This is a genomic window from Pseudarthrobacter sp. TE3704, assembly GCF_056279405.1.
In genome coordinates this window covers 140,238-166,960 of the sequence record NZ_JBWCCJ010000005.1, presented here as the reverse complement: position 1 = coordinate 166,960, position 26,723 = coordinate 140,238, and the positions used below count along the sequence as shown (strand labels likewise).

Sequence of the window (26,723 nt, the reverse complement as noted above, 5' to 3'; positions counted from 1 at the left end):
TGGCACGTCGAACACAACGATGACGGCGGCTTGTACAAACGCTGCCTTCATTGCGGCAGGGACGGCGCTGAAGGGGACGGGGCAGCCAACGACTGGGCGCTAAGGCGGTGGTGGTAGGTGACCACCATGGGCGGTACAGAACATCATGATTTGAATCGGAGGATGCCGTGATCCAGGCCCTGCTGTGCAAGCTAAACATCCGGCACGAATGGCATGTCGAACACGCCGAAGACGGAAATGTGTACAGGCGCTGTCGGCGGTGCGGCAAGGACGATGATGAACACACCAGGGGTGGCGGCAACTTCAGCGCTTGGTGAGGCGGAATAAATGAGGCATCGCGGTTCGGGTAAGGGGCTGCGTCAGCGGGCCGTTGACCACCTTTAGTTGGCCGGCTTGCAGATGCGGTCCAATGCTTCGTTGAGTGTGGACTCGATCCGGTCGTTCAGGTAGTCGCGCTTGTCTTGGGTGGAGGGGTCTTCGAGTTCCGTGGGCATCGGTGGCGTGGTGACTGTCATCGCGGCCTGGTACCGCCCGTCCGCGCTGCTGACGACGACGGTCTGGTAGTCCCAGAACCCGCCACGGCCCTCGTGCCGCGAGTCTTTCGAGCATCCGTCCGCATGCTCCCACACGCCCAGCCCGTACGGGTGAAAGCCTGGGCTGGTCTTCATTTCCCGCAGGGACGAGGCTGAAACCGCGCGTCCCTGGAAGATTCCAGCCATGAGGAGGTTCAGGTCCGCCATCGTCGATATAGCGCCCCCGGCCGGGTTGCCGACCAGGAAGGTGTTGTCGGTGGTGTCTACTAGTTCACCGCGCAGGGTGACGTAGCCGTGCAGAATACTGGTTTCGTGCGGGTCAATACGGTTCAGGCTGGTGTTCTTCAAACCGAGAGGGCCTAAGACATCCTCCTGCAGTACTTGGACGATGGGCTTGTGCCGCAGCGTCTGGATGAGGAGGCCGAGTGCGAGATAGTTGGTGTTCGAGTACTTGAATGACCCGACATCGTCAGAGGTCCAGGGGAGGGTCCCTGCCAGTTCCATGCCCCGCTCCATCGTGAGTGTTTGGGCGAGCACAGGGCGGAAGTCAACATCCTTCGGCAGGGCATCGTTGACGTCGGGCATTCCGGATGTATGGCTGAGCAGCTGCCTCACAGTGATCGGAACTGGTGGCTTGAGTGAAGACGTGAATCCGGGGATAACGTCGTTGACGGGATCGTCGAGGCCGATGAGGTTGTCGTCCACGAGCTTCAGCACGGCCACGGCCGTCATCGTCTTGGTGACGCTGGCGACTTGAGCACGGTCCGTTGGCTGCGCCGGGGCCTTAGTCTCAAGATCACGCACACCGTAGGCCCTGGACCACTCGCCCTCGGGCCAGCGAATCTGGACTACGGCGGCTACCGCGCCCTCGTCCATGAATAGCTGGACCTGATTCTCCAGGGAAGCGAAGGGATTCGGTGAGCTCGGCGGTGGTGAGGGCTCATCGGTGGAAGAGGTGCAGCCAGAAACCAAGAGGACGACTGCGAGGGCCACCCGCCTCCACACGCGATGATTCGTACTCATTGCCGCATCCACTCGGGACGACGTGACAGATCCGGGGCCGCCCGCGGCACCGGATCCGGCCAGACCTGCGGCGGCACCGTCGCCCCAGCCCCTCAATTGTATGACTGGGCGGCGTCGTGGAGAACCCTTTGCCCAGCAGCTGTCTTCTTGGGTTCAAGCCGTAACCCCAAGAAAAGGTGCCGCGCCACCGATCTGGGGTGCGGCACCTTTTGGATCCGTTACCAGGAGTGGGCTACGTCCACGATCAGCCGGGAACCGGATCCCGGCCCGTCCAGAGTTAAGGCCCTGAAAGGCAGACGGGCGCGGACTCCGAGGCCGATGCTGGTGGAACCTTCGAAGCTATTCGCATAGACCACTTGCCGGAAAGTCTTATAGTCGGCCACGTTGGACAGCTCGGCCTTCGCGGCCGGGTTGTAGGTGACGTTGCCGTTCTGGTCGTAGGAGGGTGCGTTCACGACGACCTGCAGGCGTGCGTTGCCGTAGACCGGGATTGTGCAGCCGGTGCCGTCCTGGATGATCTCCGGGACGTACCGGACGGTGTAGCCCGTGGCGGGGCCGTTGAGGTCAACCACCATCCGGTCGAAGCAGGGTTGCTGCCCTGTCCGGACGTTGGTGACGGAGGCGGAGCTCATCTCGGGCGCGGATTTGGCCAGGGATCCCCATGGGAGCCCGCAATAGGTTGCTGCCGAGGCTGGCCCCGGCGCCACGATGCCCAGCCCGACGGCTGCGAGGAGCGCGGTGAGCCAGAGGAGGAATTTTTTCATTGGGTGCCATCCAGATAGGTGGAGCGGTTGGATGGCTCAAGATTAGGGAGTGCCAAGTCCCGAAACGAGGGTTGTTGCCGCTTCGGGGCGGAACCGTGAAGAACCCCGCGGTAGGGTCACGCGCCAGTAAATCCGAAGGCCTCTTTGCCCCACTTCTTAACCGTTTCGGTGCCGTTTCTGGGCCCAGCCGCGATGCCCGGTAACAACGTAACCGTCACCGTTGTGGCGGGCACATCCGAGTGGTGCTCGAAGGACGTATTAGCCCCGGCCTGAGGAGGTCCCATGGCCGCTGGCGGCAAGTGCGCCGAGGTCCCGGATCAGCCGCTGCACCTCATGCTCCCGGCGCGTACGTCGTGGCGTGTGCTGGACAGGCCGCGGACGAACCAGTGGTTTCTTTGGCGGGGCAGGAACAGCCTGCCTGGGACGTGCTTCTTGCACTACCGACGGTGTGCTGCTCATGCTCATATGTCCCCCTTGACGCAGTCATCTCTTCTGCTGTCTGCAAGCCACTCTAGGAAGCCAAGGGATAGAGCGGAAGTAAGTTTGTCCATCCTTGGGGAAGTATTGCGTCGATGTTGAGTTTTCGCTCAGCCGAGTGGACCTTTGCTCGCTACTTTTTCATTTTCTTGCCCGCAGTCACAGACACCTTGTTGCTGTCGTCCGAGCAAACTGTCGTGGCTTCCCTAGTATCGCAGGCGACGATCCAATAGGTGATCCGTGTGCCAGGTTCCGCGGAGGCTTCGTGAGTAAAGGTCGGGTTATAGAAGGGGAAGGTACATCCCGGGCCCCGCGGCGACGGCTTGTTGCCGAACTGGGAGCAGATTTTGTAGTATTCCGCTCCGGCCACTGCCGTCCACTCCAAGGTCGTGCGGACACCCCATCGACCGAACTCCTCATAGTATGTCTGGTCCACCGAGACGATACTCACCTTAGGTGTGCTTAGCTCCGGGGCGGCCGCTACTGCCGGGGACGATAAGCCAGCTGCTAGCAGCAGCATCAGGAAGGTGCTAGCCAAGAGTCTGAACGCGTTGCGAGCCATGGAGATGAACCCCCTTCGGGGATAGTGATGAAGTGATTCCCCAGCGATGGCGCGAGCCACGCTACTCGCCGGCCAGTTAGAGGTCAACGGCTTGCCTACCCTGTTTGTAGACCCGGTGATTCAAGTCAGTTCATCCCGCGAATCTTAGTCCGCCGGGGGCGTCCGCGTCCCGAAGCAGGTCAGGGATCGGAACCTCGGGGGCCGCTGCAATTGCCTCGATGTTGTTCATCTTAAAACGTCCTCTCGTCCCGGAGGCGGGTGGCGACGTAGTTCTGGGACGGGCCGATCATGGCTGCCAGCCTCTTGCCGAAACCCCCTACCAATGCCGTGGGCCCCGTGGTGGCGTGTCCCAATCTGAGTGGCCAGTGAAGGACATATAAGCTCGTCCTTCATGAGGTGCTCCTGCGGCGAGAAGGTCCCGGCCTGGAAGAGTGCCAGGACCACTTGCTGACCTAAGGACGTGGTGGCAGGGGATGGCGGCCCCGAGCAGGGGCCGCCGCCGCGGGCCGGTTCCAGTGGTTTGGGGGGACCGGCCCACGGTCGTCACGCAACACTCCTTCAGCTCTGGCGGGGATCACTTCACTGTGGCGCCGTAGTGTGCCGCCTGGGCATCAGGATCTGGTCACTGGGCTGCCTGTCCGGTCGGTTCAAAATCCACGAGCTGTCCTCGGTTGGCCGCGGCCGTGTTCGCTGCAGCTTCCTTACCAGGAGGGCGAAAGGCAACAGCAGCAAATACAGGATCCCGGCCGCTATCAGCAACAGTACGAAAAGGATCAGATACGGCAGGTAGATGAGGAAGATGCCGACAAGGACGGCAAGGTATCCGAGGCTGAATCCGAAGATCATTTCGGCATTCAACGATTGCTCCCAAGGGTCATGCGGAGTGGTGTGTGGTGCGGCTGCCTCGTGCCCCTCGGAGGCTCACCCTCCGAGGGCGCGGAGTAGCGCGGTGTCGGTGAAGTCGGGCTCCCCATGACTTCACGCGATGTTCCGTCCCGCCCCCGCCCCCGGCCGACGCGACCAGCGTCGATCCGTTCCGTCTGCGGCGAAGGTGGAGGGCGGCGAAAGCTGTCAGGCCGATCCAGGCAAAGGCCGCACCGATGACAAGGAGCACTGCTGGAAGCGTGTCCACTGCGACACTTCCTCCTGAACGAAGGGTTCGGCTGATGGCCCGTGAGCCACGGGTCATTGATGGTGCGGGCAATAGCCCGGGCTGAACCGCGGAGTTCAGAAGTGTGCAGGGGAGGCCCGCGTCTGCTCCTGACGGGCATACGTGATCTGGGAGTTGGGAGGATAGGGGGCTGTCACAGCGGTCTCCGGATGATCTGACTCCGGGCCTGCTGCCGGACTTAGTTGAGGTATAGCGCGGGGTTCGACCGGAGTCAATAGCTCCGGCCGAAACCTCCACGCCCTCTCGCTGCGCTCACGCGGAACACCGCTTGGACGTCGAAAACGGATCGTCCGTACAAAGGCTGATCGCCCAGCCGATTACGCTCCGCCAGCCGCCCCCGTTCCTCGTCCCGGATTGCGGCAATGCCAGAATCGTGTCTTGCCAGACCAATACTAAGTGTGCTTGGTATTTATCACAGGGGGAGCAAGTCAGAGGCCTCAATAACCAATCCAAGGAGACACCATGTTCGCCAAGGAAAACATTGACAAGCTGCTCAACGCCGGCGGAAACGTCCTGAGCGCCGATGGGGACAAGATCGGTTCGATCGGCCAGGTTTACGCCGATGACGAGACGGGCCAGCCCACCTTCGTCACCGTGAAAACCGGGCTTTTCGGCACGTCCGAATCGTTCGTCCCGCTCCAGGGTGCACGCACCGAGGGCAACGACATCGTTGTTCCCTACAGCAAAGACCAGGTCAAGGACGCGCCCCGCGTCGCTGAGGACGGCCACCTGGAACCGGCTGAGGAAGAGCGGCTGTACGCCCATTACAAACTCGGCGGTGGCACCTCATACACCGACACCACGTCCCGGACCGGCACAAGGGACACAGGGGAACGGGCCGGCACGGTCGGTCACGACACCTCCGGTCCCACAACCGACGACGCGATGACTCGCTCCGAAGAGCAGCTTCACGTCGGGACAGAAAAGCAGGCCGCCGGCCGGGCCCGGCTTCGCAAGTACGTCACCACCGAGAACGTCACGAAGACCGTTCCGGTGCAGCGTGAGGAAGTCCGCATAGAACGCGAGCCCATCACCGACGCGAATCGTGGCGCGGCCATGGACGGTCCGGCGATCAGCGAGGAAGAACACGAGGTAGTCCTCCACGAGGAACGCCCCGTGGTGGAGAAGGAGACCGTCCCGGTCGAACGAGTTCGCCTCGACAAGGACACCGTGACCGAGAACGTCACCGTCAACGAGGAAGTCCGCAAGGAACACATCGACACTGACGGCATCGACGACAAGCGCCGCTAACCAAGCTCCTCACAAGGGCCCGGGCACTAGCCCGGGCCCTTGGCCTGCCCAGGTAGACCGGTCGCGGGCCCTCCGGTAGCTATCGGCGACTGCCAGCTCGTACCAAAAGGTGGCAGAAGGTTCCGGCGCAGGAGTATCAAGGTTCCGGTAAAGAGCGTCCAAGAGCCCTGCCAATTCGTCATCCACAAGGCGGCCGTTGCCATCTCCGGACCCCTGGGATCACCGAGAACCCTCAAAGTTGCGCATCCGTCATCCGGACCTGTTGCCACTTCCGTGCGGCTGCGCCTTTTCGCTGCCTCTCCAGGGCGTACTCCTATATCCGGCCCGCGGCCAGGTCTACCTCAGCTTCGGGATCCACTGAGGGGGTCGCCTGCACAGCTGAAGAAGGCTGTGGCTCTTGTGGCTGGCCCCTTGCGGCAGTCACAAACGGCGAGAGGTACTGGCGCGGTTGCGGTGGGGCTTGGCATGGGACATGCGTGTACGGACTGGGGGCTGGTGTTATCGAAGACCAGGATGGGGGACTCGATTTAGCCTACCTAGAACCTACGCGCGTGGTGAATCCAAGTTAGGTAGACACGGCCATTGCGGCTCCGAAATCCACGGTGGGAACATTGCTTTTGCTGGGGATCAAATCAAACCGCTGAGATAAGGGGATCTGGTTCCATCATGCCTGGTATAAGCACGCTCATTTTTCCGAAAGAGATCAAGCCTGCGGGACTGGATCTCTCCAGTATTATCAAAAATCTGAATGTGGGGTCAGGGCTTGGCACCTCCCTACAGGCCATAGTTCAGTCGAAACCGTTTCCCATCAAAATAAAGCTCCTGGGGTTCTATGCTGGTCACCACTATGACGGCTTTCTGAATGGGGATACGGGGGAGTTTTTCTTCGCATGCCTCACTACTAACGGCAAAGTCATGTATTTTGCCGGCAGCAAGGACGGTGGTGGAGGCCCCGCAGGTGGCGTATTCGATAAAATTAGCGCAGGTCAGTGGGTAGATGTCGGAGAGTTCCCGTTGTGGCCGGACCCTTCCGCCGGACAGCCCGACGTGACAGACGTTGTCACCACTGCCTTCTGGTTGCTCGAACGCGATGACGGTGCCCTTGCTGACCAGATTTTGAACGGGATAACGCCCTTGACGAGAGAAATAGTTAAGGCGGCGTTCGGCAATAACCCGGTGGCGAATGCCGGGCATGAAGCTGCGGTCAAGCTCGCGGCGACGATAATTGGAATATATGCCGTGCCAGACAAGGCCATCACCAGTACGCTGGGGCTTGAGTCATCCACTACCCACTACAACGTCGGTCGGTTCATCAAACTCCGCGGAAGCTCCGGGTCTTACGCATACATAGAAGTGATTCCGGACCGTCAGGCTGATGACAATGATTGGCTTTCGGCCTACAAGCCGGACCACACAGGGGATGGCGACATGACGGTTGGACTGAAGACTGGCCAGAGCGGCTACAAACGGTTGGTTAGTGTTTTCGCGCGGCCACTGATTTCGGCCTTCAGCTACGGGCCCATCCAGGTACCCGCGCCGGTAATCACTATCCAGGGTGAATCATTCTCGCCTTCGACGCCGGGCCATCGTTCAAAGATGCTGGCCGCCGGAGATGACGACATCGTCATCAACATAAAGTCGCAATTCCCAGTCGACGTAAGGGTACTTGCAACAGCGTGCCACCCAGAAGGGGCTCTCGCCTACTGAGGGGTATTCGCCGGAGCCTCATCCTGTCCTGATGGCGGTCAGTTGCCGAAGTGCTCGGACAATTCGGAGCCCGGGTAGATGGCCCTGTCATGTTCCCCGGCCTTGGCCAGTGTCCGGAGGGTCGTGGTAGCTGCGGGTTAGACCAGCGCCGAGTTCTGAGGATTAGAGGTAACTCGTGTCTTTACCAATGACGAGGCTGTTCGGTGGTGCCAGCAAGTTCAATTCGTATGCCCGTTGGACCGCCATAAGTCGGTCTCCCACATCCAACTTGCGATAGATGTGTTCCAGGTGTTTCCCCGCGGTGCGGGGCGAGATGCCGAGCCGCCTCGCCAAGCTCTCCGCCGTTAGTCCTTGGCTCAGCAGGGACAGGATGGCCATCTCGCGAAGCGTCAGTTCACAAGCAGACCTGTGCGTAGAAGCATTGGCGTTGGTTGACAGGAGCCTGAAGTGCAGAGCAAGGCCGGTCAGAATTGGTTGAAGCAGTGATGCCAAGTCCAGCTCTTGCTCAGTGAAGTCATCAGGTCGTTGGACAAGGAAGGAGTGGAGGTCCTCTCCGCCCATTTGTAGCGGGATGGACAGCTGGTGGTTCACGTTCCAGGGGCGGGCCATGTCGTCCCAGGCCTGCTTCATCTTGTTGCTGGCTAAAGCGCCAGGAACCCGCCCAATGGACTGCGGCCCCGTCTGCCCGGATGCATGCCAGCGCAACAGTGGTTGTTGCCTGAAGTCGAAGTCCCCAGGGGGTTCGTCGGGAATGTACCTTGGCGGCCAGCAATCGAGGACATGATTGTCCCATTTTTGCGTCACATGATTCCGTGTCGTGCATGCGGCATGGAACGACTGATTGAGAAGCACGAGGAGCTGCTCCTCATACCGCACCGAAGGCCCAGGCGGCAGTTGCAGGAGTTCTCCGACCAGCTCCAGCCAGGTGCGGTACTGCGCATCGTTACGCTCCACGCGAGCATTTTAGATGCGTGTGCCCTCAGGCGAAAGAAGAAAATGCTCGCCTACACGAGCAGCGACCACAGTCCAAGTACGCAGATGTGCGTATGGGGCCAGCGGAGCCTCCCAAATACTCTGGGTTGTAGCAGGCGGAAAGCCGCAAGGCGTGGACGGCCCAACATGCACCGGACGCGCGCAAAGCCAGCGGGGCATGGGCCCAGCTTCATGAGCCCCGCTGTTAGGGACTCGTCCCGATCATCCTGTCCCAATCGCCAGTGGGACACCTCCAAGCCCTCCGTCAGGAGATCCTCATGAACGGTTGGTCTTGAACCGACCGGAACCACCCGAATACCAACGGGGGGTTGGTTTTGAAAATCCTTGTAAATAGAGGGCAAAAGGGCCCTTCTATCTATCTATACCAAGTTACCTACCTTAAAACACACACATACACATAGGGCCTCAGTGTTTATGTTTCCTCCTCCAAAACACAACACATCACTGTTCTCTTAAGGAGGCTATATTCCCCGGTTGGTCTGGTTGGTCTTGACCTCCGCGGACACCCAAAAACCCCTAGAACCCGCGGCAAAACGGGCCATAAATTAGACCAACCCCCGGTTGGTTTCACACTGAAAAAGGGGTGGTTCCGGCCCCTGAAACGGTTGGTTTCGCCGAAAACTGGCCGATTCGCCCGTTGCCGGAATTCTGTCCGGTCTCCGGTCCAGGCCCTTTCGGGTGGTTGGTCTGCGAACGAGAACAGGCCCGCTCTCCGGCTGTATCCGAAAACGGGCCTATGCGGCAGGGTTGGTCAGTGCAGGGCGAAGCTCCTTTCAAGCATCGGGTACACCGCGCTTCACGCCAGCTCCGCCACTCGTGAATGCGGGAGGAAGCCCTGGTGACGGTTGTACGGACGGTCAAAAATGAGCCGCTTCCAGGAGGGGTGAGGTCGCGAGGACAAAGCCAAGGAAGCCTCTTTGGGGCACTGAGGGCTTAGTTCCGTAGTCCTACTCCGCGAGATGCGACGTTGTACCCGAAGGTGCACCACACAAAGGCCTGCTGGCCGCTGCCGGCCCGTTTCCAGTCGCTCTGCACAAAGGACGAGTAGAAAGGCCAGTAGGTTTGCTTGCAGACGGCGTAGGCTTGGTAGTAGCCCGTACCACCGGAGCAGTTAGCCGTGGTGTAGGTGCCTCCACCACCAGCCCAACAACCTGTGGGTGCGGCAGCAGCCGGCCCTGCACCCAGAGGGGCCAGCAGGGCGGTGAACAGGGCAACAGCAAAGCCAGCTGAAGCGATTCGGCGTTTCATCAGGGACTCCCCAATCGTCAGACCCGGTCAAGGGTCCCCGGGATTGATGTTCACCCTATGTGAGCCGAAATCTGGGAGGCAATAGTCCAACGAATAGTCATAGGAGCCTCTCGAATCCTTGCTGCCCGTCGAGGGCAGCGAATCGGGCCGCACACATGGCAGCCAATATCCTTGCCAGCCAAGAGAACCATGGCAACCCGCCTCTACCGCCACGCGCCCAACAACCAGGAACAACTGATCGCCTTGCTGACAGAGCGTTACGCCAACCAGGGCATGTCGACACCGCATCCGCAAGCCCTCCCAGCGGCGGCCTTAACGAGCGACCCGATGCACTCGGGATGCGTACACTTCCGATATGACTGACCCTCGGATGAACCGTATGCTGAAGATAGTGCTGATCGCACTGGCATCCGTTGTCGCAGTCGCAATAGCAGCTGGAGCAGTTATTGCCGGAATCATCGAGTCCGAGCGCAGCTCAAGCGCCCTGAAATCAACGTCGACCACGCGGCCCACAGCTGTTGCATCCCTCCAGGTGGTACGCCCGACGGCAGCACCCAAGACGGCGTCTGCGGTTCCCGCCCCGGTGCCAACAACCGCTCCCAGCCAAGATGTTCCAGAGCCAACTGTTTATGCCCCTGAGGTCGTGCAGACCGTTGAAGCGCAGCTGCCGGTCGTACCCCGCGTGCCCGCTGCCCGCCCGCAGGACAACTGTCCCTCCGGAGCGGTGACCGCGGCCTTGGATTCCATCACCTTCGAATGGCCGTACGACACCCTGCCCAACGAGGTGACGGTCGTTGGCAGGGGCACCCTTCACAACGGAACCAGCGCGGCCATCAGGATTACCCAACGCGACGTTTCAGACCTCGACGGGCTGGACAGCAGAGGCCAGATCGCGGCCATCGCTCAGTACGGCGAGTACGACTGGGCGCCACCGCCAGGTGTTCCCAGCGGCGGCTCCATCGTTCTGCAATCCGGCGAATCGGTAACGTACACGGTCAAAGACCCAACTCTCGGCTCCATGATCGTCCCCGTAACGCACTGGTACTCCGCTACCGACCTGGGCTCAGTCCAGATGTACTACGACACGGCTAGCAGCCTCTGCAACGTCACCGGCATGGCCGAAGGCAGCGGCAAAGCTATTCCGAACACCTTCACCCCCAAGGGTTAGACAGCCCGGGGAGACCCCTCGGCTTCTCCGTACACATAGGGTCCATGACTGACCCTTCCCTGCCCGTTTCGTCCCGGGCGGTCCTGACTCCATGAGCGCCCAGGACACAGAACAGCCCCAGAAGTCCGTGGAACTGTACGACTTCCGCCGTCCCACGACCCTCGCCCGCGAACACTCCCGGGTCCTCGAATCTGCCTTTGACTCTTTCGCCCGCCAATGGGCCACCCAGCTGACCGCGAAGGTCCGGGTGAAGTCGGTCGTTACCGGCCTGTCAGTGATCATGCAGACCTACGACGAGTACATTGCGACACTGCCACCCACTACGACGATGGTCCTGTTCTCCATCTCCGGCCACGAATCCAAGATCATCCAGTTCCCGACGGCCACGTCGCTGTCCTGGATCATCCGGATGCTCGGCGGAACGAGTCAGAGTCCGGCAAGTGTTTCTCGCGAAATTGAACGAAGCAGGCCGAGGCGTCGCTCCATTTGAGCCGGGGGACAGCCGTTAGTTCTTGCGTCTTCCCAGTTCCCAGCCAATAACATCCAAGGCCCGTAGCGGAGTGATCTTCGGGCCTGGCGCGATGGCCGCGATCTCCTCCCACTGTTCATGCTGGCTCTCTAGGTCACGCTGCAAGGCCTCCAGCCAAGCGAGCCGGTACTCCCGCTTGCTCCGCTTCTTCTTCGGTGGGACAGGAGCAGCGGCACAGTCGGTGTAGCAGTAGCGGATCTTGGCGTCGAACAATGGCAACAGTTCGGGTCGCTTACGGTGCAGAACTTTCGAGAGGGTGGTGAGTTTGACGTTATCGGCAGGTTTGTCTTCAAGGACGTCGAAGAGGTCAGCTATGGCTTCCAGCGTGGCAGCTGACGCGTCGCGTAGGTTACCTTTCAAGTCCGGGCTTTGCAGTCGCTCATTGAGTAGCTCCAGCTGGCTTTCCAGCCCGTAATACACCTTTAGCGGTTTATTCGAGACGTTCAGCAAGGCGACGGCGAGAAGGTCCTGTGCCGCTACCAGCTCGCTCTCCGACCCCGGGTATCCGTCGTAGGCTGGATACGCCGAGGCGCCAGGCCTGCCCACTAGGTACTCGGTCGCCCAGGCTTTCGCCTCGCCTAAAGCCACTGATGCCCCGCCAACCCTCAATGTAGTCATGGCCACAGCCTATGGCCGGACAGCAAGCTAGCCTGGGGTGGCACGCGGACGACCGCTGATCCATCCAGCACGAATCAGCAAGCGGGGCATCGACTTCAGCTCAGCGCCCGCGCGTTGTCATCCTCGAACGACGAGAGGCTCAATCCTCAACGGTCGCTCTGGCCAAACGAGGACGGCATTGCCAGATTGAGACCCGTTCATGTCCAACACGTCAACGCGCGTTTGGAATCCGTCCGCATGGGCGACTGCTCCGATATGTCGTTGATGCCAGTGGCCGCAGAAAACGTATGCTGGCCGTATTGCATCGACTGCCCCTTGAAGTAGTTCCCGGCTAACTTGTGCCCTCGCTATCGTTTCATCCGAAAGCCCAAGGTCACCCATCATTTGGATGGCCGCTGGCACGTCATGTGTGAGCAGGATGTCCAAGGCGCCTTCGGCAACGAGGTTTTCGACGTCCACGGCCTGAACTTCCTCAACGTCAGGCCACCAATCAACGCCGGGTGTGCGCCACTCGTAGTCAACGCTGAAGGCGCCTCCGAGTCCGCCGATGTGCAAACCCTGAAGAGTAATGCGTCCGCCTCTGGGAAGATATTTGATGTTCTCCTTGACTCGAGCGAGTCCATCGCCTTCAACTTCAAGCTTCCGAAGATCATGGTGGTTGTCATGGTTTCCATCGATGAAGACGAGTTGCATCCCAAATTGGGACAAGTATCGGTCCAGTTTCGCCTCGTAGCGCCCCTTGCCCCTGCCAGGGAACAGGACTCCAAGGTCACCTACTACGAAGATGGTTCGGGCACCGGCAGCCCTTGCGGAACGGATGAGGCGTCTCGCCCACTGCAAATCGCCGTGAAGATCCCCGGCGATAGCCATTGGAAAAGCTGAATCGTTCATGCGGTTACGATAAGGGTTTGGTCTGACACGATGCGCTGCGTTGACCGTAACCATCACCGGAGCCTGGACAAGAGACCCCACGCGCCAATCGTGGCCTAGTCGATGGCAATTATGCAGACCACAGGAGACGTAGTCCGGAGCGTCGGGATGGGATCGCTGCGCACTTGGATCCAGAAACGCGCCGAGGCGCCGACCCGGCATACCTCAAGCCTGAGTAGCTCCAACTCTTCCCCATCCCGACGAAGATCAGAAGGCTCAACGGAAGGAAATCCTCACTGGGTGGTACGGCGCCCATCTTTCGGGACATGCTTCTGTTTCCCAGCAGCGAGACGATGTACTCGCTCCCTGTTGACGTCGTCACCCGGTAACGTCCGGTGCTGTCATTAAAGATTTATCGGTACATGAGCGCAGCGTATGCATGAGCTACGACACTGCCCGACCGAGCCGCGCGACTACTAACTACTTAGTCAGCCGCTGAACTGATGGCTTCGGCGCGACTGAGCCAGCCGAGCGCTGGCTCTCTGCGGAGAGACTGTATGGCTTTCGGTTGGGCTACAACCAGCAACGCGACCGGTAAGTCGGCCGAGACCAAGTGCTGAAAAGCCGCCACTGCTTGGACCAGCTCCGGCGCCAGCCGCTGGCTCCCGCCTTGAACCACTAGATAGCCCCGCTCCGGTAAGCGGTAGTCAATCCTGAGATCCTCAACGGACAGATTTATGAGGGGCCACCCCGCATCTCTGGCAATCCGTTCCGCTGTCTCCAAGATGCGCTTTGATCCGGCTTGGTCTGCAGCTGAAGCCAAAGTAATTTGCTCGGGGCCATGGCCTGAGTTTTTCAAAGTGTAGGCAAGGCCCTCTGCCCACTCAGCAAGCGTCGTGTGGAATCCTTCGGTGTACGTAGATTCCACCTAGATTCCAGTACATTCCATGCGCATGAAAACGTGGAATCAATGGAATCGATGTGTGAAGCTTGGAATCTGTGAGCGATCTTGAGCTCGACGTTCCGGCTGAAGTGGGCCCTTGACATTGCGCCTTAGATTCCACGTAACAACATAGGCTCCACAACAACAACATTGATTCCATATTTTTGCATACGGGCATCATTGTGGAATCTACGTGGAATGTATGTGCCCGGCGCAAAGGGTCGTCCTACGTTCCTTTCCTCAAGGAGCGCGAAAGTTTCAATCAAGATACCCGCTGATTTCGGCAGGCGCCCCAATTAGCGACACGCCGTCTTTTCCACGACACGCTGGGCGTTAAATGTGGCTAAGTACTCCACAGCATGTGGACTCCGTCCGCGGAATCGCCGGAATTCCGGACATTTTGCCGGCCTCTCCCTGTGGATTGAACGTGCATTAAATGACATAGTTGTAATACATCATCTAGGGGTTCCAAAGAGGCGTCTGCACTACATGTAGTCTCAGAGGGCAAGCAAGAGCCCCAGTTGCACCACGCAGCTGAAAGCTAGGCGAGCGACTGGGGCCCTAGGTATCTTGGCAGATCACCTGAGCCTACATCGTGCTGGCAGCCGGACTAAATGGTCCGGCGTGTCAGCCCGTGTTTCGCTTGCCGCGCTTGCAGATAAGGAAACCGACATGTCGGCGAACATCTACAAGCCAGGTCAGTCTGCTCCGGGTTCCGGACAGTACGAGCAGGTCGGTCCCCGCGGTGGCTCTACCGGCCACGAGATCACCTCCATTGCTGGGCGTCCTCTTCCCCCGACTAGCAAGCCCGGCCAGGGCTACGTATTCGTTGATCCGAGCAAGAACGGCTCCGGCAAGAAGTAGCAAGCGTTTAAGAGTGGCCCCTGCTATCTTGCCGGGGCCACTTCCGCCTTCGACCCCAGGGGAGGGGGTGTCGACCCCATGTCGTCGCCACGGTGTATGGTGACGGGCAGCGGTCAACAGCACGCGGCAGACGCAGCGGACATGTCGTCAGACGGCAGCAGGCATCGCATGCATCATCACATGTCGATGCAATGACGGACGCGTCAGAGCGACAGCAGCGGGCGCGTCAACGGCAGCGCGGCAGACGCGTTGGCGTCATCGGCACAGGTCACCGCAGCACGGGCACGCGACATCGGCAACAACATCGATGCAATCGGTCATCATTGAGCGTGTAAGCGGGCGGACTAGCGAAGTGGCACAGTCACACACAGCGCGTTCGTTGGATCGTCAGGCAGCGCTTTGCGGACGCCTCAAGCACAGGCGATTCGAACTGCAATATGATCACCTAGACAAGCAAGACTAAGACCCTGCCTGAGATCGGGGGATTGTAGTGGCTAATAATGAAGGCCCACCTACGGCCAACAAGGAAGGTCCCTTCACAAAGCTCGGTGCGATGGCGGGCGTGGCAGGGGTAGTAGTCACTTATCTGGTAGCGGCCGTGGCGGGGAAGTGGTGGCCATTCGAGCCAGAGAATACCAACCCACCCACAGCGCAGGTTTGCTCGGACAGAGCAATGAACGATGCAGTTGATAGTGCCGACAGGTTACGACCGCCCAGCGGCTTAACAATCATCTGGGAACCTTCAACTACCAAGCCAGGCCGAATGGCAGCGGAAGTTTCTTGGCAGAACAACGATCCTCGATCCGTCACCAATCTCATCGAGATCACCGGCCGATTCGGATCGAGAACCGACGCGGATCAAGTTCGACGCTTTGACGGGCCTATACTTCCCGCTGATGGGGCCTGCGGCCATTGGAATAGGAATTACCCTTCTGGTTCAGGACAGACAGGCAGTACCTATTTTGATGGGTTGTGGCCAGGCGAAAAGTATTGCTTTGCGGTCAATTCCTCGGACGAGGACGGCGGCAATGCATCGCCATATCCCTCGATCAACTCACCTGCGGTATGTGAGGTTGCACCGCAGAGCTAGCGCATCCACCACTAACCCCCGTTGCCGGGAGTGTGGGTTGAAGTTACGGGATGAGCGTCAGGCGCGAGACGCTTTCGTGGTCGAAGGCAAAGAAGCCCTCAAGGGTGGCGTGCAGCGTGGTGATGAATGCGGATCCATCGTCGTCGATGTCGAGATCAGCATCAGGGCGGAAGGACGCGAGGACGAAATCGGCGGCGGAGATAATTTGGTCGCGGGTCATGCCTTCGCAGCCTTCGCGGCTTCGGCGGCCTTTTCACGGCGGCAGGCAGCGCGGGCCTTTTTACCTTCAGCACCCGACTTGGCGTGCGTGCAGTTGGTGTGGGCAGTGGGTGCCGGTTCCTTCTTGGCGGGCGCGGCCTTCGGTGCCTTCTTGGCCGGTGCCTTTCGCGTGCCGTTGGCCTCGGACTCAAGTTCGGCGATCGCGCCGGCTACTTCGTCGGCAGGGGCCTGCACATCTTGTGCCATCGATTCAGCGGCGGCAACCTCGTTGGCAAGTGCCTCGGACGGCACCTCGACCAGCTCAGGGGACGGCTCGACGGGAGCGGTGGTTGCCTTGCGGGTTGCCGGCTTGCGTGCGGTCATGTTGATCAGTCCTTAGTTTGTCGTTTCGTCGTTCCTGGCGGATTTCTTAGGTTTTTCCCCGCTCTGGACATGTCCAGAGCGGGGGCGTTCAATTGAAGCTGGGGCGCCTGGTGCACTCCGGTGGCAGCTGTCAACGGCCGTCACACTTGCTGTCCGCTGCGAGGAGGGGGCGGTATGGACCAGCAAAAATCGCAAGAACAAGGGCCGGCTCAGGTTGCGGCCGAGGCATTCGTGTCACTGCGGCTACCGAGCCACCTGACGCTGGAGAGGCTCATCGTAATCGTGGCCGCCCGACGGCGGCGTCGAATCGAGATCGAAGCCACAACGATCCTCAACGGCACTTCCGTTTGCGGTCTCTGGTTATCGACGGATACCCGGGAAATCATTCTGCACGCTGTCACCGACTCAGCGCTCCATAGGCAGCAGTTCATCCTTCATGAACTTGGGCATATGATCCTGCGCCACGATGAGTTGGGAATTTCCTCCGACTATGCAGCAAGCCTCTTCCCGAATCTTGACGGAGAGATGGTGTCACGAGCTTTGGCACGGAGCAGTTTCGTCGACGACCTGGAGGCCGCAGCTGAGACTCTCGCAGATCTTTTGGCCGGCGCTATCCGCGACAGCACCCTGGAGCCTAGATCATTTGAACAGGTCTTCGGGTGATCCAGGCAGTCACGGCTGCGGTCATCTGGGGCCTCGTTCTGTGCTTGCTGCCCGGCGCGCGCACGAGGAAAGACCACAGCATCCTCGTTGCCGCCGTTGCGATTGCAACCGCGCTCTCCCTGAATGTCGATCCAATCTATCTCGCGGGTGATCAAGCCCTCGGCGGCCACAACCTCCTGGATCTTTTCGCGAACATTTTGATGGTCGTGGGAATCTATTTCCTTTCCCAGGCGATCCTCCGGGCTGCAGAACTTAACGATGCACCTGTGCGCAGAGACCGTCGCGGCCTCCTAATTTTGGGTCTGGTCACCGTGGGGCTGGTCCTTGCATTCCTCCGCATTGAAGCACCGGCGTCCTCAACCAAATTCATGTTGGATTACGGGGACCAGCCTGTTGCCGCCCTCTATTCCGCGATCCAGTTTGTTTACATCGGGGTGGTCGTTGGCGTCACCGGATATGTGTGCTTCAGATTCCGACGGCGGATGGCCGCTTCCTACTTTCGTGTCGCCTTCACCCTCATTGGCATAGGCTGCTTCCTGGCTCTCGTCGTAGTGTTCTCAGTCTTGGGAATGGACCTAGCCCATCTTCTCGGAGACCAGTCGACCATGCAGCAGTTGGCGGCTGTCTACGACACCAGTTTTGTCGGGGCGATGTTGTTCCTGTTTGCTGGACTGGCCCTGCCACCAGTAGCGCGCCGGATCGTTCAGCGAACGCAACAGAGGACTCAATCTGGCTTGCTACTGGACCTCACATCCACCTGGGAGAAAGCGACAGCTACCCGCAAGGATGGACGCCTGGCGACGCCCACTGGAGTCATCGAGCGAGGAGACCCAGAGACGCGGAGGCTTCATCGGATGCTCGTCGAGATCGAGGATGCTCTCCTGATGGATCCTGCTGCTGCTAGGTTGCTGGATGAGGCTGATTTTCAAACATTGACTCGAACAGAGAATTACCTCGCGTCCCATAGGGACTCACAGAGTGGTCGATTGGGCATGGCGCGGTGGGGGAGGGGGAAGAACCGAAGTGGCAGATGATGCTGTCGGACCCTCGGAGTCGCCGCAGGCCAGGCTCGCTCGCAAGATCAACCTTTTGCTGGATTTGTATGAGTCCCGAGGAACAGGGCCGTTGTCCTACAGGGAAGTCAGCGAAGCAATGTCTCAGCATGGCACGCCGTTGTCGCGGTCAAGATGGGCCTACATGCGAAGCGGTGACAGCTCCCTGGCTATGGACCATGATCTGCTGCAGAACCTCGCGGCATTCTTCGGCGTGGATCGCCGATACCTTCTGGATGACTCAACAGAGATACCCGAACTCGTGGAAGCCCAGCTTAACCTCCTTAGGTCGATGCGTGAAGCTCGCGTCAAGAATTTCGCGGCAAGGCAATTGCAGGAGTTGTCTCCCGAAACGCTGGCACGGCTCAGGGAGGTCATCGACAAGCATGTCAGGAGCGAAGATGAAGACTCCTAGAATGCTGGGCCCTCTCGCCATTGCAGCCGTATGCGCATCTTCGGTGACGTTCCTGGGAGCTGCCTACTTTGCGCGCAGGGTGGTGGTGCCGAGCACTACACGTCGGGAGGATCTTCCCATCAGGCAAGTCTTCTCGGGAGAGGACGGATCCCTGAGGATTGAACTGCCAGCGACCCCACTGACGCGAGCGCCAGGCCGATACAGCTTGTGGTTCGGCAACGGGAAGGGCCACGCCTGCATAGGGGCTGTAATCGCTGAGGATGCCAGCGGGGCAACAGTGACTCGACTAGTCGAGCGAGTCGACTCCGGTGACCTGCACGCTGCTGCCGCCGGCATCTGGAGTGGGTACGCGTACTCCAAACCAGAGCAACTGGGCCTGCCTTTTGAAGACGTGGAGATTCAGGTCGACGGCGGCACGGCGCCTGCATGGAAATTCACGCCGACCGCCGCCGGTCCGGTGTCGTCGACATGGGCCATCCACGCGCATGGTATGGGTGGAAAGCGGGCCGGTGCCCTTCGCGGTGTTCCTGTTGTGAGAAGACTGGGCATCACATCGCTGGTCGTGTCGTTCCGGAACGACGGCGAAGCGCCGCCGTCGAAGGATTCCCGGTACTCATTGGGCCAGAATGAGTGGTTGGATGTGGAAGCGGCCATCAACTATGCGGTGGACCACGGCGCCGAGCGGATCGTGTTATTCGGTTGGTCTCTGGGCGGTTCGATGGCCCTGCGTGCAGCAGATCTTTCAGCCCACTCTGATCGGATCATCGGACTGGTGCTCGTGGCTCCCGTCCTGGATTGGGCCGAGACTCTAACGTCTAACGGGAGTGCAAGTGGGTTGCCTGAAGCTATCGCCAGGGCTGGGCTGTGTATGTTGGGCTCGGATGTAGGCCGCTGGGTCACCGGTCTCAAGCAATCCATTGACCTCTCCGCGCTGGACTGGGTTACCCGCGCCGGGGACCTCAAGACACCGACCCTCATATTGCACGGGATCGACGACAAATCGACACCGGTCGCAGCCTCTGAACGATTCGCAGAGCTACGACTCGACCTCGTTCAGTTGGTTCGCTTCGATGTTCCGGGGCATTCGCTCGAGTGGAACGCTGATGCCGAGAAGTGGGAGTCGTCCGTTACACGGTTCCTGAAGTCGCTGCCCGCTGACTGAAACGTGGCCGCAAGGTCCGCAAGCTCCCTTTCGACCATATCCGGCCGCGCTTTATACGTTCCCGAACCGAGGATGACTAGGCCTGCCTCGCATAGAAGACTGAGGTGTTTGCGGACAGAGGAAGAAGACAGGGTGAGGGCTGCAGCGACGTCGCTGCAGGTCGAGGGACCATGGGTGACCAAATAGCGAATGAGGCGGCTTCGCGTCCGGTTCATCAAGATGTTCGCCATGGAGACCACAATCAGGTGACGAGGGAATCGCTTGTGGCCCGCTGTAGACGGGTCTACAGCAAAACGATACGCTCATCCACATACGGATGGAAGGACGAAGTCCGCTTATTGCATGTGGGATTGGTCAAGGCAATACTGGGCACAATTAGTGACTCGCTGACGGTAGTCATGTCTGGTCCGGGAGGTGAAGCGTGTCTGGAGGCGATGAAGGTCTCGAAGGCGCGGAATTGTCTCCCCAAGCCGAACTTGCACGCCGCCTCAACCTGCTGCTTGACGTCGTCGTTGCAGAGCGAGGACAACCCGTCACGTTCCGCGAAGTCCAGCAGAAGCTGGCGGAGAAGGGCATCAAGCTTTCCAGAGCCCGCTGGTTCTACATGAAGGACGGCACAGGCAGGCTGGTGAGCGACCCCGCGCTTCTAGGCGCCTTGTGCGACATCTTCAATGTGGATCCGGCATATCTGATGGGGAGCGACGCCGCAGATCTTCCCGAGCGCATCGATTCTCAGCTTGAGTTTGTGAAATCTCTCCGCGCCGCGAGGGTGAAGACGTTCGCGGCTCGGACGCTTGGTGACGTGTCGCCCGAGACACTTCGGGCGATCACAGAGTACTTGAATCAGGACATCAGCCGACGGCCAGAAGGGGAGAGGGCCGAGGCCGGTCCACAGTTGGACGCGGATGAGGCGCCCGAGCGCGCAGACTAAACGTCGGGCTCATCTTTCCAAGCCATTGCGGCTACTTTTCCAGCAAGTACTTAAGGTGAGCGTCGAGCAGTTCCTTGATCCGGACGGGGTTCGCCGAATACCGCGGTGACCGTCCGTGCCTACGTCCAGGCTCGACGTCGACCATCACCACGCCTGCCTCTTCGAGCGCGGCCAGGTGCTTTGCCACGCTGGGATCGCCCGCGCTGACAGCAGCGACGATATCCCCGCGCGTCGCCGGCCCGCTGGCCGTGAGGAATCGAAGAATTTCGTTTCGCGCCCGGTTGCCGAAGGTTGCGACGGCAGCTTCGACGTCGACCGACCAGGCGGCATCGTGAGGCTGCGTAATTCTCGGCATAAAGTCATTCTTCCCGAAGGCAGCGCAAAAAGTAAGAACAGCACTCTTGACGATACTTTAATTATCTTCGACAATAATTCCTATAGCTTCTTCTGATCGTTGTTGGATCTCCGCATCCACTAACCGGGGTGGCCGTTTGCGCGACTCTGCGAACTACTCGATCTGAACAGTCAAAGCGGTGAAGCCATGGAAATTGAAGCCAAGGCGTATCAATCTACAAAGGGACCAGAGACGGTCGCTGACGTTGATGTCTCCTTGCGAAGCGCACCTCCGCCGGGAGAGCCCGTCATCCAGATCGACCGAATCATGGTCGCGGTTGATGGGGTGCACCGTTACGTCGTTTCCCGCCTCACACGGATCGGGCGAGCCTGCGACGTGGACGACGTCATGCAGGACATCCGGGTCGCCGTTTGGGACGGTGTTGCGCGGGGACGCTACCGGGAGCTGCCCGGCATCCCGTTTGAAGCGTGGGTCCAAGGTGTCTGCAATAAGATCTGCGCTGCCCATATCCGGCGCGAGCTTAGCCATCAAACGTTGCCCTTGCTTGTTGACTTCACGACGACGGAAAGCTCACCGGAACTCCTTGCTGTCGTCCATGCTGGGGCGTCAGGAAACGACGTCGATAACTATGTTGATCAGGCCTGGGCGCACGCCATGCTGGGCCTGGTTCAGCGCAACGTCAGTGAGGAAACCTGGAGGCTTGCCGTATCCAGCCTCACGGGGCCGAGGCATTACGGACCTCCGTCTCCCAAGGATCGGCGTCGCTGGCATGCCGTAACCGTCGTTCGTCAGACCGCTAAGACAATCAACACGGCATTGAACTGCCACCCCGAACCCGGACTAGGCTTCGACGATCTCTGCCGGTGCGCTGCAAAGTGCCTTCCCACAAACATCCTTCGGAGCGTCGCGGAGACTATCGTCCGTCCGGGCCTGCGAGGACTGGACAGGTCCGCCCAGATGGCTGCTCTTGCCTGTGAACTCGGCGTCACTGAGAGGTACATCGCGGTGAATATCGGGTTTGCCCGGCAGCTGTACCAAACAGCTTGGCGCGTGCTTCAGCACGAAGTGAACAGGCCGGCCTTTTAGGTCATGGCTGTCGTTCACTGGAGCCGGCCATGAATTGGTTCCGTAGAGCCGGTCGCCGGGAGTGGTGGGCTGCAGGGCTCGTTGCCCTGCTCATGATTAGTGCAGTCTTCCTGCTTTGGCCTGCCGGTAGCCCCAGTGGACCGCTCCCGCCGACCACGTCGGCAACCGCGCTTCCAACGGTGAAGCCATCAGGCACATCCACCGCACCAGGCAGTAGGTCCGGTGTTCCGGACGAGGCGATCGTTACGGCGGAGGCAACGCTGGACGTTCTGCCACGTACCCGCGATTACCGGGCGCTCGCTCTAGCGGCAGCAAAGGGAATCTATAGCTGGGACAGCCGTTCGTCGTCGTACTCAGATGTATATTCCAAGGTGCGGTCGTGGTGGGAGTTACTGCCGGATGGATCGAATCCCTTATCGGTGCTGGTTCGAGAGTTGGAAGGGACAGGCGTGACAGCGGGGGCGTTCACCACCCTGGCAGACCAGTCCGCTCGCCGAAGCGGCACCGCTGAGTCCCTGCGCTGCGATCTCGAATTGGCCAAAGTGCAGGAGTATCCGGCCCCGTGGGAGGGCCTTCATGTATGCACGGTGACGGTGCAAGTTGTGGACGAGTCTAGTAACGGCAAAAGTGCCTATGCGGCACCTGTCACGGTGATGGTCAACTGTCCTCCTGCCACCACCGCTCCATCTGGGCGCTGCGCCTTGGTTGCCTTCTACGCGACCGCAGAGCGAATCGTCTACTAGTGGCTGCTCTGATGGCGGTCGCAGGGCTCATGCGGCGCCGAGAATTGGTGAAGGTCCTATCGGCGGCCGCTTTCCTCGCTCTGCTTGTTGGCGCCGTGGCATTTGCCGGAGGCGTGGCGGTGCTAAGTGGTATGGCGCGCCAATCTGCAGTTACCTGTACGCCTGCGGGATCCGAGGTGGCGACTGCGCCTGGCGTGGCTGGTGCTGGCTTGGAAGTTCGGAATGCTGGGCGCTTGCTTTACGAGCTGACCCCTCGGCAGGAGAGCGTTGCGCGGACATACATCGCGGTCGGCAAGCAGGTTGGAATACCGCGGTCCGGCCAGATCATTGCCATCATGATGGCGCTGCAGGAGTCAAGTCTGCGCATGCTCGCGAACCCCAGCGTGCCGGCTTCACTGCAGTTCCCAAACGACGGCGTTGGACGTGACCATGACTCGATCGGTTCAGCTCAGCAGCGTCCGGCGGCAGGTTGGGGGACGGTTGAGCAGCTGATGGACGCCACTTATAACGCGCGTGCCTTCTACGGGGGTCCGTCTGGACCGAATCGCGGAAGTCCGCGAGGACTGCTGGACGTTCCCGGTTGGCAGGCAATGGACAAAGGTTTGGCGGCGCAAGCCGTCCAGGTGTCTGCTTTTCCTGAACTGTATGCACGTTGGGAGCCTGCGGCAACGGCAATCGTTGCTGCGCTTGAGGGCGGCACTGCTCTTGCCTCTTGTGCAGATTCGTCACCAGCGCCGCGGCCTGGGGCATCTTCCCTTAACCTGAGCCAGCTGCGTCAGGACATTCTGAGGTTCACGCAGGAAGGCTTGGGCGGAAGATATGTCTGGGGCGGCACTGCCTTCAAAGCCTGGGATTGCTCTGGCTACGTGCAGTGGATTTACAGGCAAGCGGGTATCGAGTTGCCGAGAGTAGAACAGTGGCGGGTCGGTGTCCGAACCGAGGATCCTCAACCGGGAGATCTCGTTGTCCAAAATCCGCAGGGACCCGACAACTGGGGACATGTCGGCATCTACGCGGGCGACGGAATGATGTGGAGCGCTTTGAATCCTGCGGTAGGGACGCTGCTGCATCCCGTGAACTGGAATCCTGGTGCGGCGTACTTCGACCTGTTAGGTCGGGGAGGCTGACACTCAGATTCCAGCACTGTCCGCCTGGTGGAAGGCGGTGAGGGCGAACGTCGGGTTCGATGGTCAAACGGAGCGCCCGGGCCAGTAGCCTTATGCTGCGGATCCTGAAGGAGCAGTGACCGCACTTTCGCTACCACGCCAATAGCTGGCTCGGACTCTGACGATCTTCAGGTCACGCATATGCATTACTGGTGAGATGGGCGCTCACCCCTCTAGGCCCACTCATTCATCTGGTCGGAGCCATTCGTGAAGAAGTACCTGGCCTGGTGCCGCTCAGTACAAGGTCTGGCCGCACCGCGAGCGGCCTTCTGCTCGCTAATGGAGGACATGCATTCTTCTCCGAGCACGATGATGTCGACAACTGACGACCGGGCCAAAAAGACCAGCGATCCGAAGACATGAGGTGCGGACGCTGTGCTCGTCCCCTAAGCCTGCGTTTGAGCTGAGCAAACGGAACGGCGGAGCAGCCCACGCACCTCGAGGTCACGAGGACTCTGATGAAGGCGTATCCCCCGCGGACTCATCGAGCCAAGCAAAGGCCTTAGACACCGCATCATGATCAGTTCCGAGAATGGACAATGCCGTGCGGACGAGCGAGTAGAACTGGTCCAACCAGGAAGAAGCGAGCGCAACATTGCCTCCGAAGCTCAGCGACATGCTGGGGACGAGGTGCCGGCCGTGGAGTACGTTCAGGCAGGGCTCCATGGCATGTGTCTCGACGGACCACCACTCCGAGTGGGCGACTCCGCTGGCGAGCGAGTAGGCCTGCCGGTAAAAGTCCAGGAGGTCGGCTTCCTCGGCCATTGCCCGGATCGATTTCCCGCCGGCGAATGTGTCCCGTGTGTCAACAATGCGGTGGTCCAGGACGTCGTGGTTGTGACTAAGCCGTTTAATCTCCTCGACCGCCTCAAGAAATCCAGCAGTACGTGCTTCTGTGGGCACCTCTTCTGAAATTCGAGCATAGAGCTTGGCCTTGCCCGCGCCGTACTCTTGGAACTCTCGGTATATGGATGGATCCTGGAGGGCCATCCAGTGCAGGTAGATCTTCGTCTCCACCAGCATGCGAACGATGTGCGCACCATGTTCCATGCACCAAAGATCGGGAGCAGTTAGCACCGCGATGAGGTCGCGCCCTGCACGGGCCACGAGTCCCGAGATCACCTCCTGTCGTTCCTTTTCATACAGACGCGCGGGGGCCGTTTCGAGTGCCTCTATGAAGCTGCTCAACACATCCATTGTGAACTGGCGAAAGTTCGCTCCGTCGGCGGGTAGGGGAGTCGGAGCGGCCGCTTCGGCAAGCCCGACATTTGAAGTCTGTTCGTCGTTGTTATGCCCGTCTTGTCCGGTACTATCCATGTCGGTACCTTCCGTCTCGCGCTCGCGAATACATTGGGATGTCATCGAGTTCGCGCCCCAGAACACACGCGCCCACTTGATCGCGTGCTCAAAATGATTTGGATCCTTAATCAGCACAGCGCCCCTGTGGGCACCCCAACCGGCTCGCACCACAGAGTCTGCCGCGGATCGGGTGCGAGCGTCGCCCGGGTAGTGCTTCAGGAGCCTGATGGTCTCTGCGTCCGTACTAAAGGTACCTGCCTGGACGGCGCTCCAGGTCCGGAAGCATTTGATGAGCGCTTCACGGTGACCGTCCTGGAGCACACCGAGCAGAGCGTCGCGGACCAGTTGCAGCTCGGCCAGTTCAGGGGCTCTGTTCTCGGAGTTACCCATGAGCCAGGGAACTGGCATAAACGGATAGGAGCGAAGCGCACGACGGACGCCCTCTGAAAGTAGGCCATGGCGGCTTGCCGTCTCGACGATGATGTCAGCCGCGCCTGGGAACTTTTCGGCAAGATCTGCAAGGTGTGTCAGACGCCCATCCAACAACTCCGCGACAAGGGCGGCTTCCCCATGGTGAGCAAGTCCGGCCTGCACTGCCTTCTGCCACTTGATGAAGCGGTTAACACTCTCGTTGCCTTGCTCCGCGAGGACGAGCGCTGGCCAGAGCAGGTCCGGAAGGTCGTCCTTGAACCAGTCCTCGATTCGCAGCACGTTGGTCGCGGCGAGCGGCGGCTTGTAGACGCGGCCCTTCCTTACGTGGCCCGCCATCGGTCCAGTCTGCTGATTTGGCTTCGGGGCGCTCATGGCAACAACCTACCTTCTGTGTCCGACAGGGTGTGCCCCTTGGCGCCACTGGACAACCATATGGTGTGTTTGACCGGATCTTGGTGGGTCGAGCGCGGCCGACTCTCACGTGACTCGTCAAGTCCGCACGTCAGTTCCAATTCGCAGGCTCAGTTCTTGTCTTTTACCACGGCAACGCCAACGTCGAAATCGCGAGAGGGGACGTCCGCGCTGCTACAGCCGGCACGTCTGGTGCTTTTGCCGCTCGTGAGAGGGTGCTCGCTGGTGGAGTCATGTCGCTGTCGCCGACAACTTCCATGAACCCGTGAGCTCATCTGCTCACTCCATGGAATACAACGGACGGAGCACCAATGTTTTTCGCAGCCGTGGACCCGGGGATTACCCCTAACGCGAGCTTTCCCTTCCTTGAATCGCTCAAGCAGATCGGCGGCGGCATCCTCGTCGGTGCCTTCATCATCATTGCCATCGTGGCCATCATCGGTGCCGCGATGCTGCTGGCCGGCAAACTTAGCCAGTCGTCACGACTTGCCTCCGGTGGTGGCGTGATCCTCCTTTGGACGGGTCCCGTCGCTGCCATTCTTGGCGGCATCAACGGCTACATCCTCTGGTCACAGACCGCCTTTCCTCTTGGGTTTTAACTCATGCCTGTTGAGT

23 protein-coding genes are annotated in these 26,723 nt (G+C 60.0%); 13 read left to right on the top strand and 10 right to left on the bottom strand.

The annotated features are described in order from the left end of the window. Positions 1–380: 380 nt before the first annotated feature. A complete protein-coding gene (locus ACZ9BC_RS14955) occupies positions 381–1,556 on the bottom strand; it encodes a serine hydrolase domain-containing protein (protein WP_476246627.1) in 1,176 nt (391 codons plus the stop codon). Between the two features lie 218 nt (positions 1,557–1,774). After that, positions 1,775–2,320, bottom strand: a complete 546-nt coding sequence (locus ACZ9BC_RS14950; RefSeq protein ID WP_476246626.1) for an AMIN-like domain-containing (lipo)protein — start codon at positions 2,318–2,320, stop codon at positions 1,775–1,777. Positions 2,321–4,992: 2,672 nt separating this feature from the next. On the opposite strand from ACZ9BC_RS14950, the gene ACZ9BC_RS14945 reads away from it, so the two are divergent. Both ACZ9BC_RS14945 and ACZ9BC_RS14940 read left to right on the top strand, forming a co-directional pair. Further along, positions 4,993–5,781, top strand: coding sequence for a DUF2382 domain-containing protein (locus ACZ9BC_RS14945; protein ID WP_476246625.1), 789 nt, complete (start codon positions 4,993–4,995; stop codon positions 5,779–5,781). Between the two features lie 666 nt (positions 5,782–6,447). After that, positions 6,448–7,488 (top strand): hypothetical protein, encoded by a 1,041-nt coding sequence (locus ACZ9BC_RS14940; RefSeq protein ID WP_476246624.1) that lies wholly within the window; start codon positions 6,448–6,450, stop codon positions 7,486–7,488. Positions 7,489–7,650: 162 nt separating this feature from the next. On the opposite strand, the gene ACZ9BC_RS14935 is transcribed toward ACZ9BC_RS14940, so the two are convergent. Beyond that, positions 7,651–8,442 (bottom strand): helix-turn-helix transcriptional regulator, encoded by a 792-nt coding sequence (locus ACZ9BC_RS14935; protein ID WP_476246623.1) that lies wholly within the window; start codon positions 8,440–8,442, stop codon positions 7,651–7,653. 1,642 nt (positions 8,443–10,084) lie between these two features. Here ACZ9BC_RS14935 and ACZ9BC_RS14930 point away from each other — a divergent pair. Further along, positions 10,085–10,897, top strand: coding sequence for a hypothetical protein (locus ACZ9BC_RS14930; RefSeq protein ID WP_476246622.1), 813 nt, complete (start codon positions 10,085–10,087; stop codon positions 10,895–10,897). Between the two features lie 91 nt (positions 10,898–10,988). Continuing rightward, positions 10,989–11,387, top strand: coding sequence for a hypothetical protein (locus tag ACZ9BC_RS14925; protein WP_476246621.1), 399 nt, complete (start codon positions 10,989–10,991; stop codon positions 11,385–11,387). 15 nt (positions 11,388–11,402) lie between these two features. Here ACZ9BC_RS14925 and ACZ9BC_RS14920 read toward each other — a convergent pair whose 3' ends face one another. Together ACZ9BC_RS14920 and ACZ9BC_RS14915 are read right to left on the bottom strand one after the other, a co-directional pair. Next, positions 11,403–12,044, bottom strand: a complete 642-nt coding sequence (locus tag ACZ9BC_RS14920; protein WP_476246620.1) for a DUF6308 family protein — start codon at positions 12,042–12,044, stop codon at positions 11,403–11,405. 117 nt (positions 12,045–12,161) lie between these two features. After that, entirely contained in the window at positions 12,162–12,914 is a 753-nt protein-coding gene (locus tag ACZ9BC_RS14915) for a metallophosphoesterase family protein (RefSeq protein ID WP_476246813.1), read from the bottom strand. Between the two features lie 1,615 nt (positions 12,915–14,529). Between ACZ9BC_RS14915 and ACZ9BC_RS14910 the strand changes: the two genes are divergently transcribed. Then, positions 14,530–14,721, top strand: coding sequence for a hypothetical protein (locus ACZ9BC_RS14910; RefSeq protein ID WP_476246619.1), 192 nt, complete (start codon positions 14,530–14,532; stop codon positions 14,719–14,721). Between the two features lie 1,133 nt (positions 14,722–15,854). Here the strand turns inward: ACZ9BC_RS14910 and ACZ9BC_RS14905 are convergent. Both ACZ9BC_RS14905 and ACZ9BC_RS14900 read right to left on the bottom strand, forming a co-directional pair. Continuing rightward, positions 15,855–16,031: a hypothetical protein gene (locus tag ACZ9BC_RS14905; protein WP_476246618.1), complete on the bottom strand. Its 177-nt coding sequence runs from the start codon at positions 16,029–16,031 to the stop codon at positions 15,855–15,857. Beyond that, the gene (locus ACZ9BC_RS14900; RefSeq protein ID WP_476246617.1) at positions 16,028–16,393 is read right to left on the bottom strand and encodes a hypothetical protein; all 366 of its coding nucleotides are present in this window, start codon (positions 16,391–16,393) and stop codon (positions 16,028–16,030) included. The genes ACZ9BC_RS14905 and ACZ9BC_RS14900 overlap by 4 nt, the downstream gene beginning before the upstream one ends. A gap of 174 nt (positions 16,394–16,567) precedes the next feature. On the opposite strand from ACZ9BC_RS14900, the gene ACZ9BC_RS14895 reads away from it, so the two are divergent. The 4 genes from ACZ9BC_RS14895 (at position 16,568) to ACZ9BC_RS14880 (ending at position 19,685) form a co-directional block, all read left to right on the top strand. Further along, the gene (locus ACZ9BC_RS14895) at positions 16,568–17,056 is read left to right on the top strand and encodes a hypothetical protein (protein WP_354147519.1); all 489 of its coding nucleotides are present in this window, start codon (positions 16,568–16,570) and stop codon (positions 17,054–17,056) included. Next, complete coding sequence (locus tag ACZ9BC_RS14890) at positions 17,053–18,090, top strand: hypothetical protein (protein ID WP_476246616.1); 1,038 nt, start codon at positions 17,053–17,055, stop codon at positions 18,088–18,090. Before ACZ9BC_RS14895 ends, ACZ9BC_RS14890 begins: the two co-directional genes overlap by 4 nt. Beyond that, the gene (locus ACZ9BC_RS14885) at positions 18,080–18,523 is read left to right on the top strand and encodes a hypothetical protein (protein WP_476246615.1); all 444 of its coding nucleotides are present in this window, start codon (positions 18,080–18,082) and stop codon (positions 18,521–18,523) included. The genes ACZ9BC_RS14890 and ACZ9BC_RS14885 overlap by 11 nt, the downstream gene beginning before the upstream one ends. Positions 18,524–18,800: 277 nt before the next feature. After that, positions 18,801–19,685 carry an alpha/beta hydrolase family protein gene (locus tag ACZ9BC_RS14880; RefSeq protein WP_476246614.1) on the top strand — a complete coding sequence of 295 codons (885 nt, stop codon included), beginning with the start codon at positions 18,801–18,803 and terminating at the stop codon, positions 19,683–19,685. Here ACZ9BC_RS14880 and ACZ9BC_RS14875 read toward each other — a convergent pair. Beyond that, positions 19,577–19,900: a helix-turn-helix domain-containing protein gene (locus ACZ9BC_RS14875; protein WP_476246812.1), complete on the bottom strand. Its 324-nt coding sequence runs from the start codon at positions 19,898–19,900 to the stop codon at positions 19,577–19,579. The two genes, ACZ9BC_RS14880 and ACZ9BC_RS14875, sit on opposite strands and share 109 nt — an antisense overlap. Positions 19,901–20,142: 242 nt before the next feature. Here ACZ9BC_RS14875 and ACZ9BC_RS14870 point away from each other — a divergent pair, with 242 nt between their 5' ends. After that, positions 20,143–20,616: a hypothetical protein gene (locus ACZ9BC_RS14870; protein WP_476246613.1), complete on the top strand. Its 474-nt coding sequence runs from the start codon at positions 20,143–20,145 to the stop codon at positions 20,614–20,616. A 31-nt stretch (positions 20,617–20,647) separates the two neighbouring features. Here ACZ9BC_RS14870 and ACZ9BC_RS14865 read toward each other — a convergent pair whose 3' ends face one another. Beyond that, positions 20,648–20,971, bottom strand: coding sequence for an ArsR/SmtB family transcription factor (locus ACZ9BC_RS14865; protein ID WP_476246612.1), 324 nt, complete (start codon positions 20,969–20,971; stop codon positions 20,648–20,650). 186 nt (positions 20,972–21,157) lie between these two features. Between ACZ9BC_RS14865 and ACZ9BC_RS14860 the strand changes: the two genes are divergently transcribed. Further along, positions 21,158–22,057 (top strand): RNA polymerase sigma factor, encoded by a 900-nt coding sequence (locus tag ACZ9BC_RS14860; RefSeq protein WP_476246611.1) that lies wholly within the window; start codon positions 21,158–21,160, stop codon positions 22,055–22,057. A gap of 976 nt (positions 22,058–23,033) precedes the next feature. Next, on the top strand, positions 23,034–23,927 hold the full coding sequence (locus tag ACZ9BC_RS14855; protein ID WP_476246610.1) for a C40 family peptidase: 894 nt from the start codon (positions 23,034–23,036) through the stop codon (positions 23,925–23,927). Between the two features lie 483 nt (positions 23,928–24,410). Here the strand turns inward: ACZ9BC_RS14855 and ACZ9BC_RS14850 are convergent, their stop codons facing one another. Then, the gene (locus ACZ9BC_RS14850) at positions 24,411–26,069 is read right to left on the bottom strand and encodes a DUF5677 domain-containing protein (RefSeq protein ID WP_476246609.1); all 1,659 of its coding nucleotides are present in this window, start codon (positions 26,067–26,069) and stop codon (positions 24,411–24,413) included. A gap of 350 nt (positions 26,070–26,419) precedes the next feature. Here ACZ9BC_RS14850 and ACZ9BC_RS14845 point away from each other — a divergent pair, with 350 nt between their 5' ends. After that, positions 26,420–26,707: a hypothetical protein gene (locus ACZ9BC_RS14845; RefSeq protein WP_056084497.1), complete on the top strand. Its 288-nt coding sequence runs from the start codon at positions 26,420–26,422 to the stop codon at positions 26,705–26,707. Positions 26,708–26,723 lie beyond the last annotated feature (16 nt).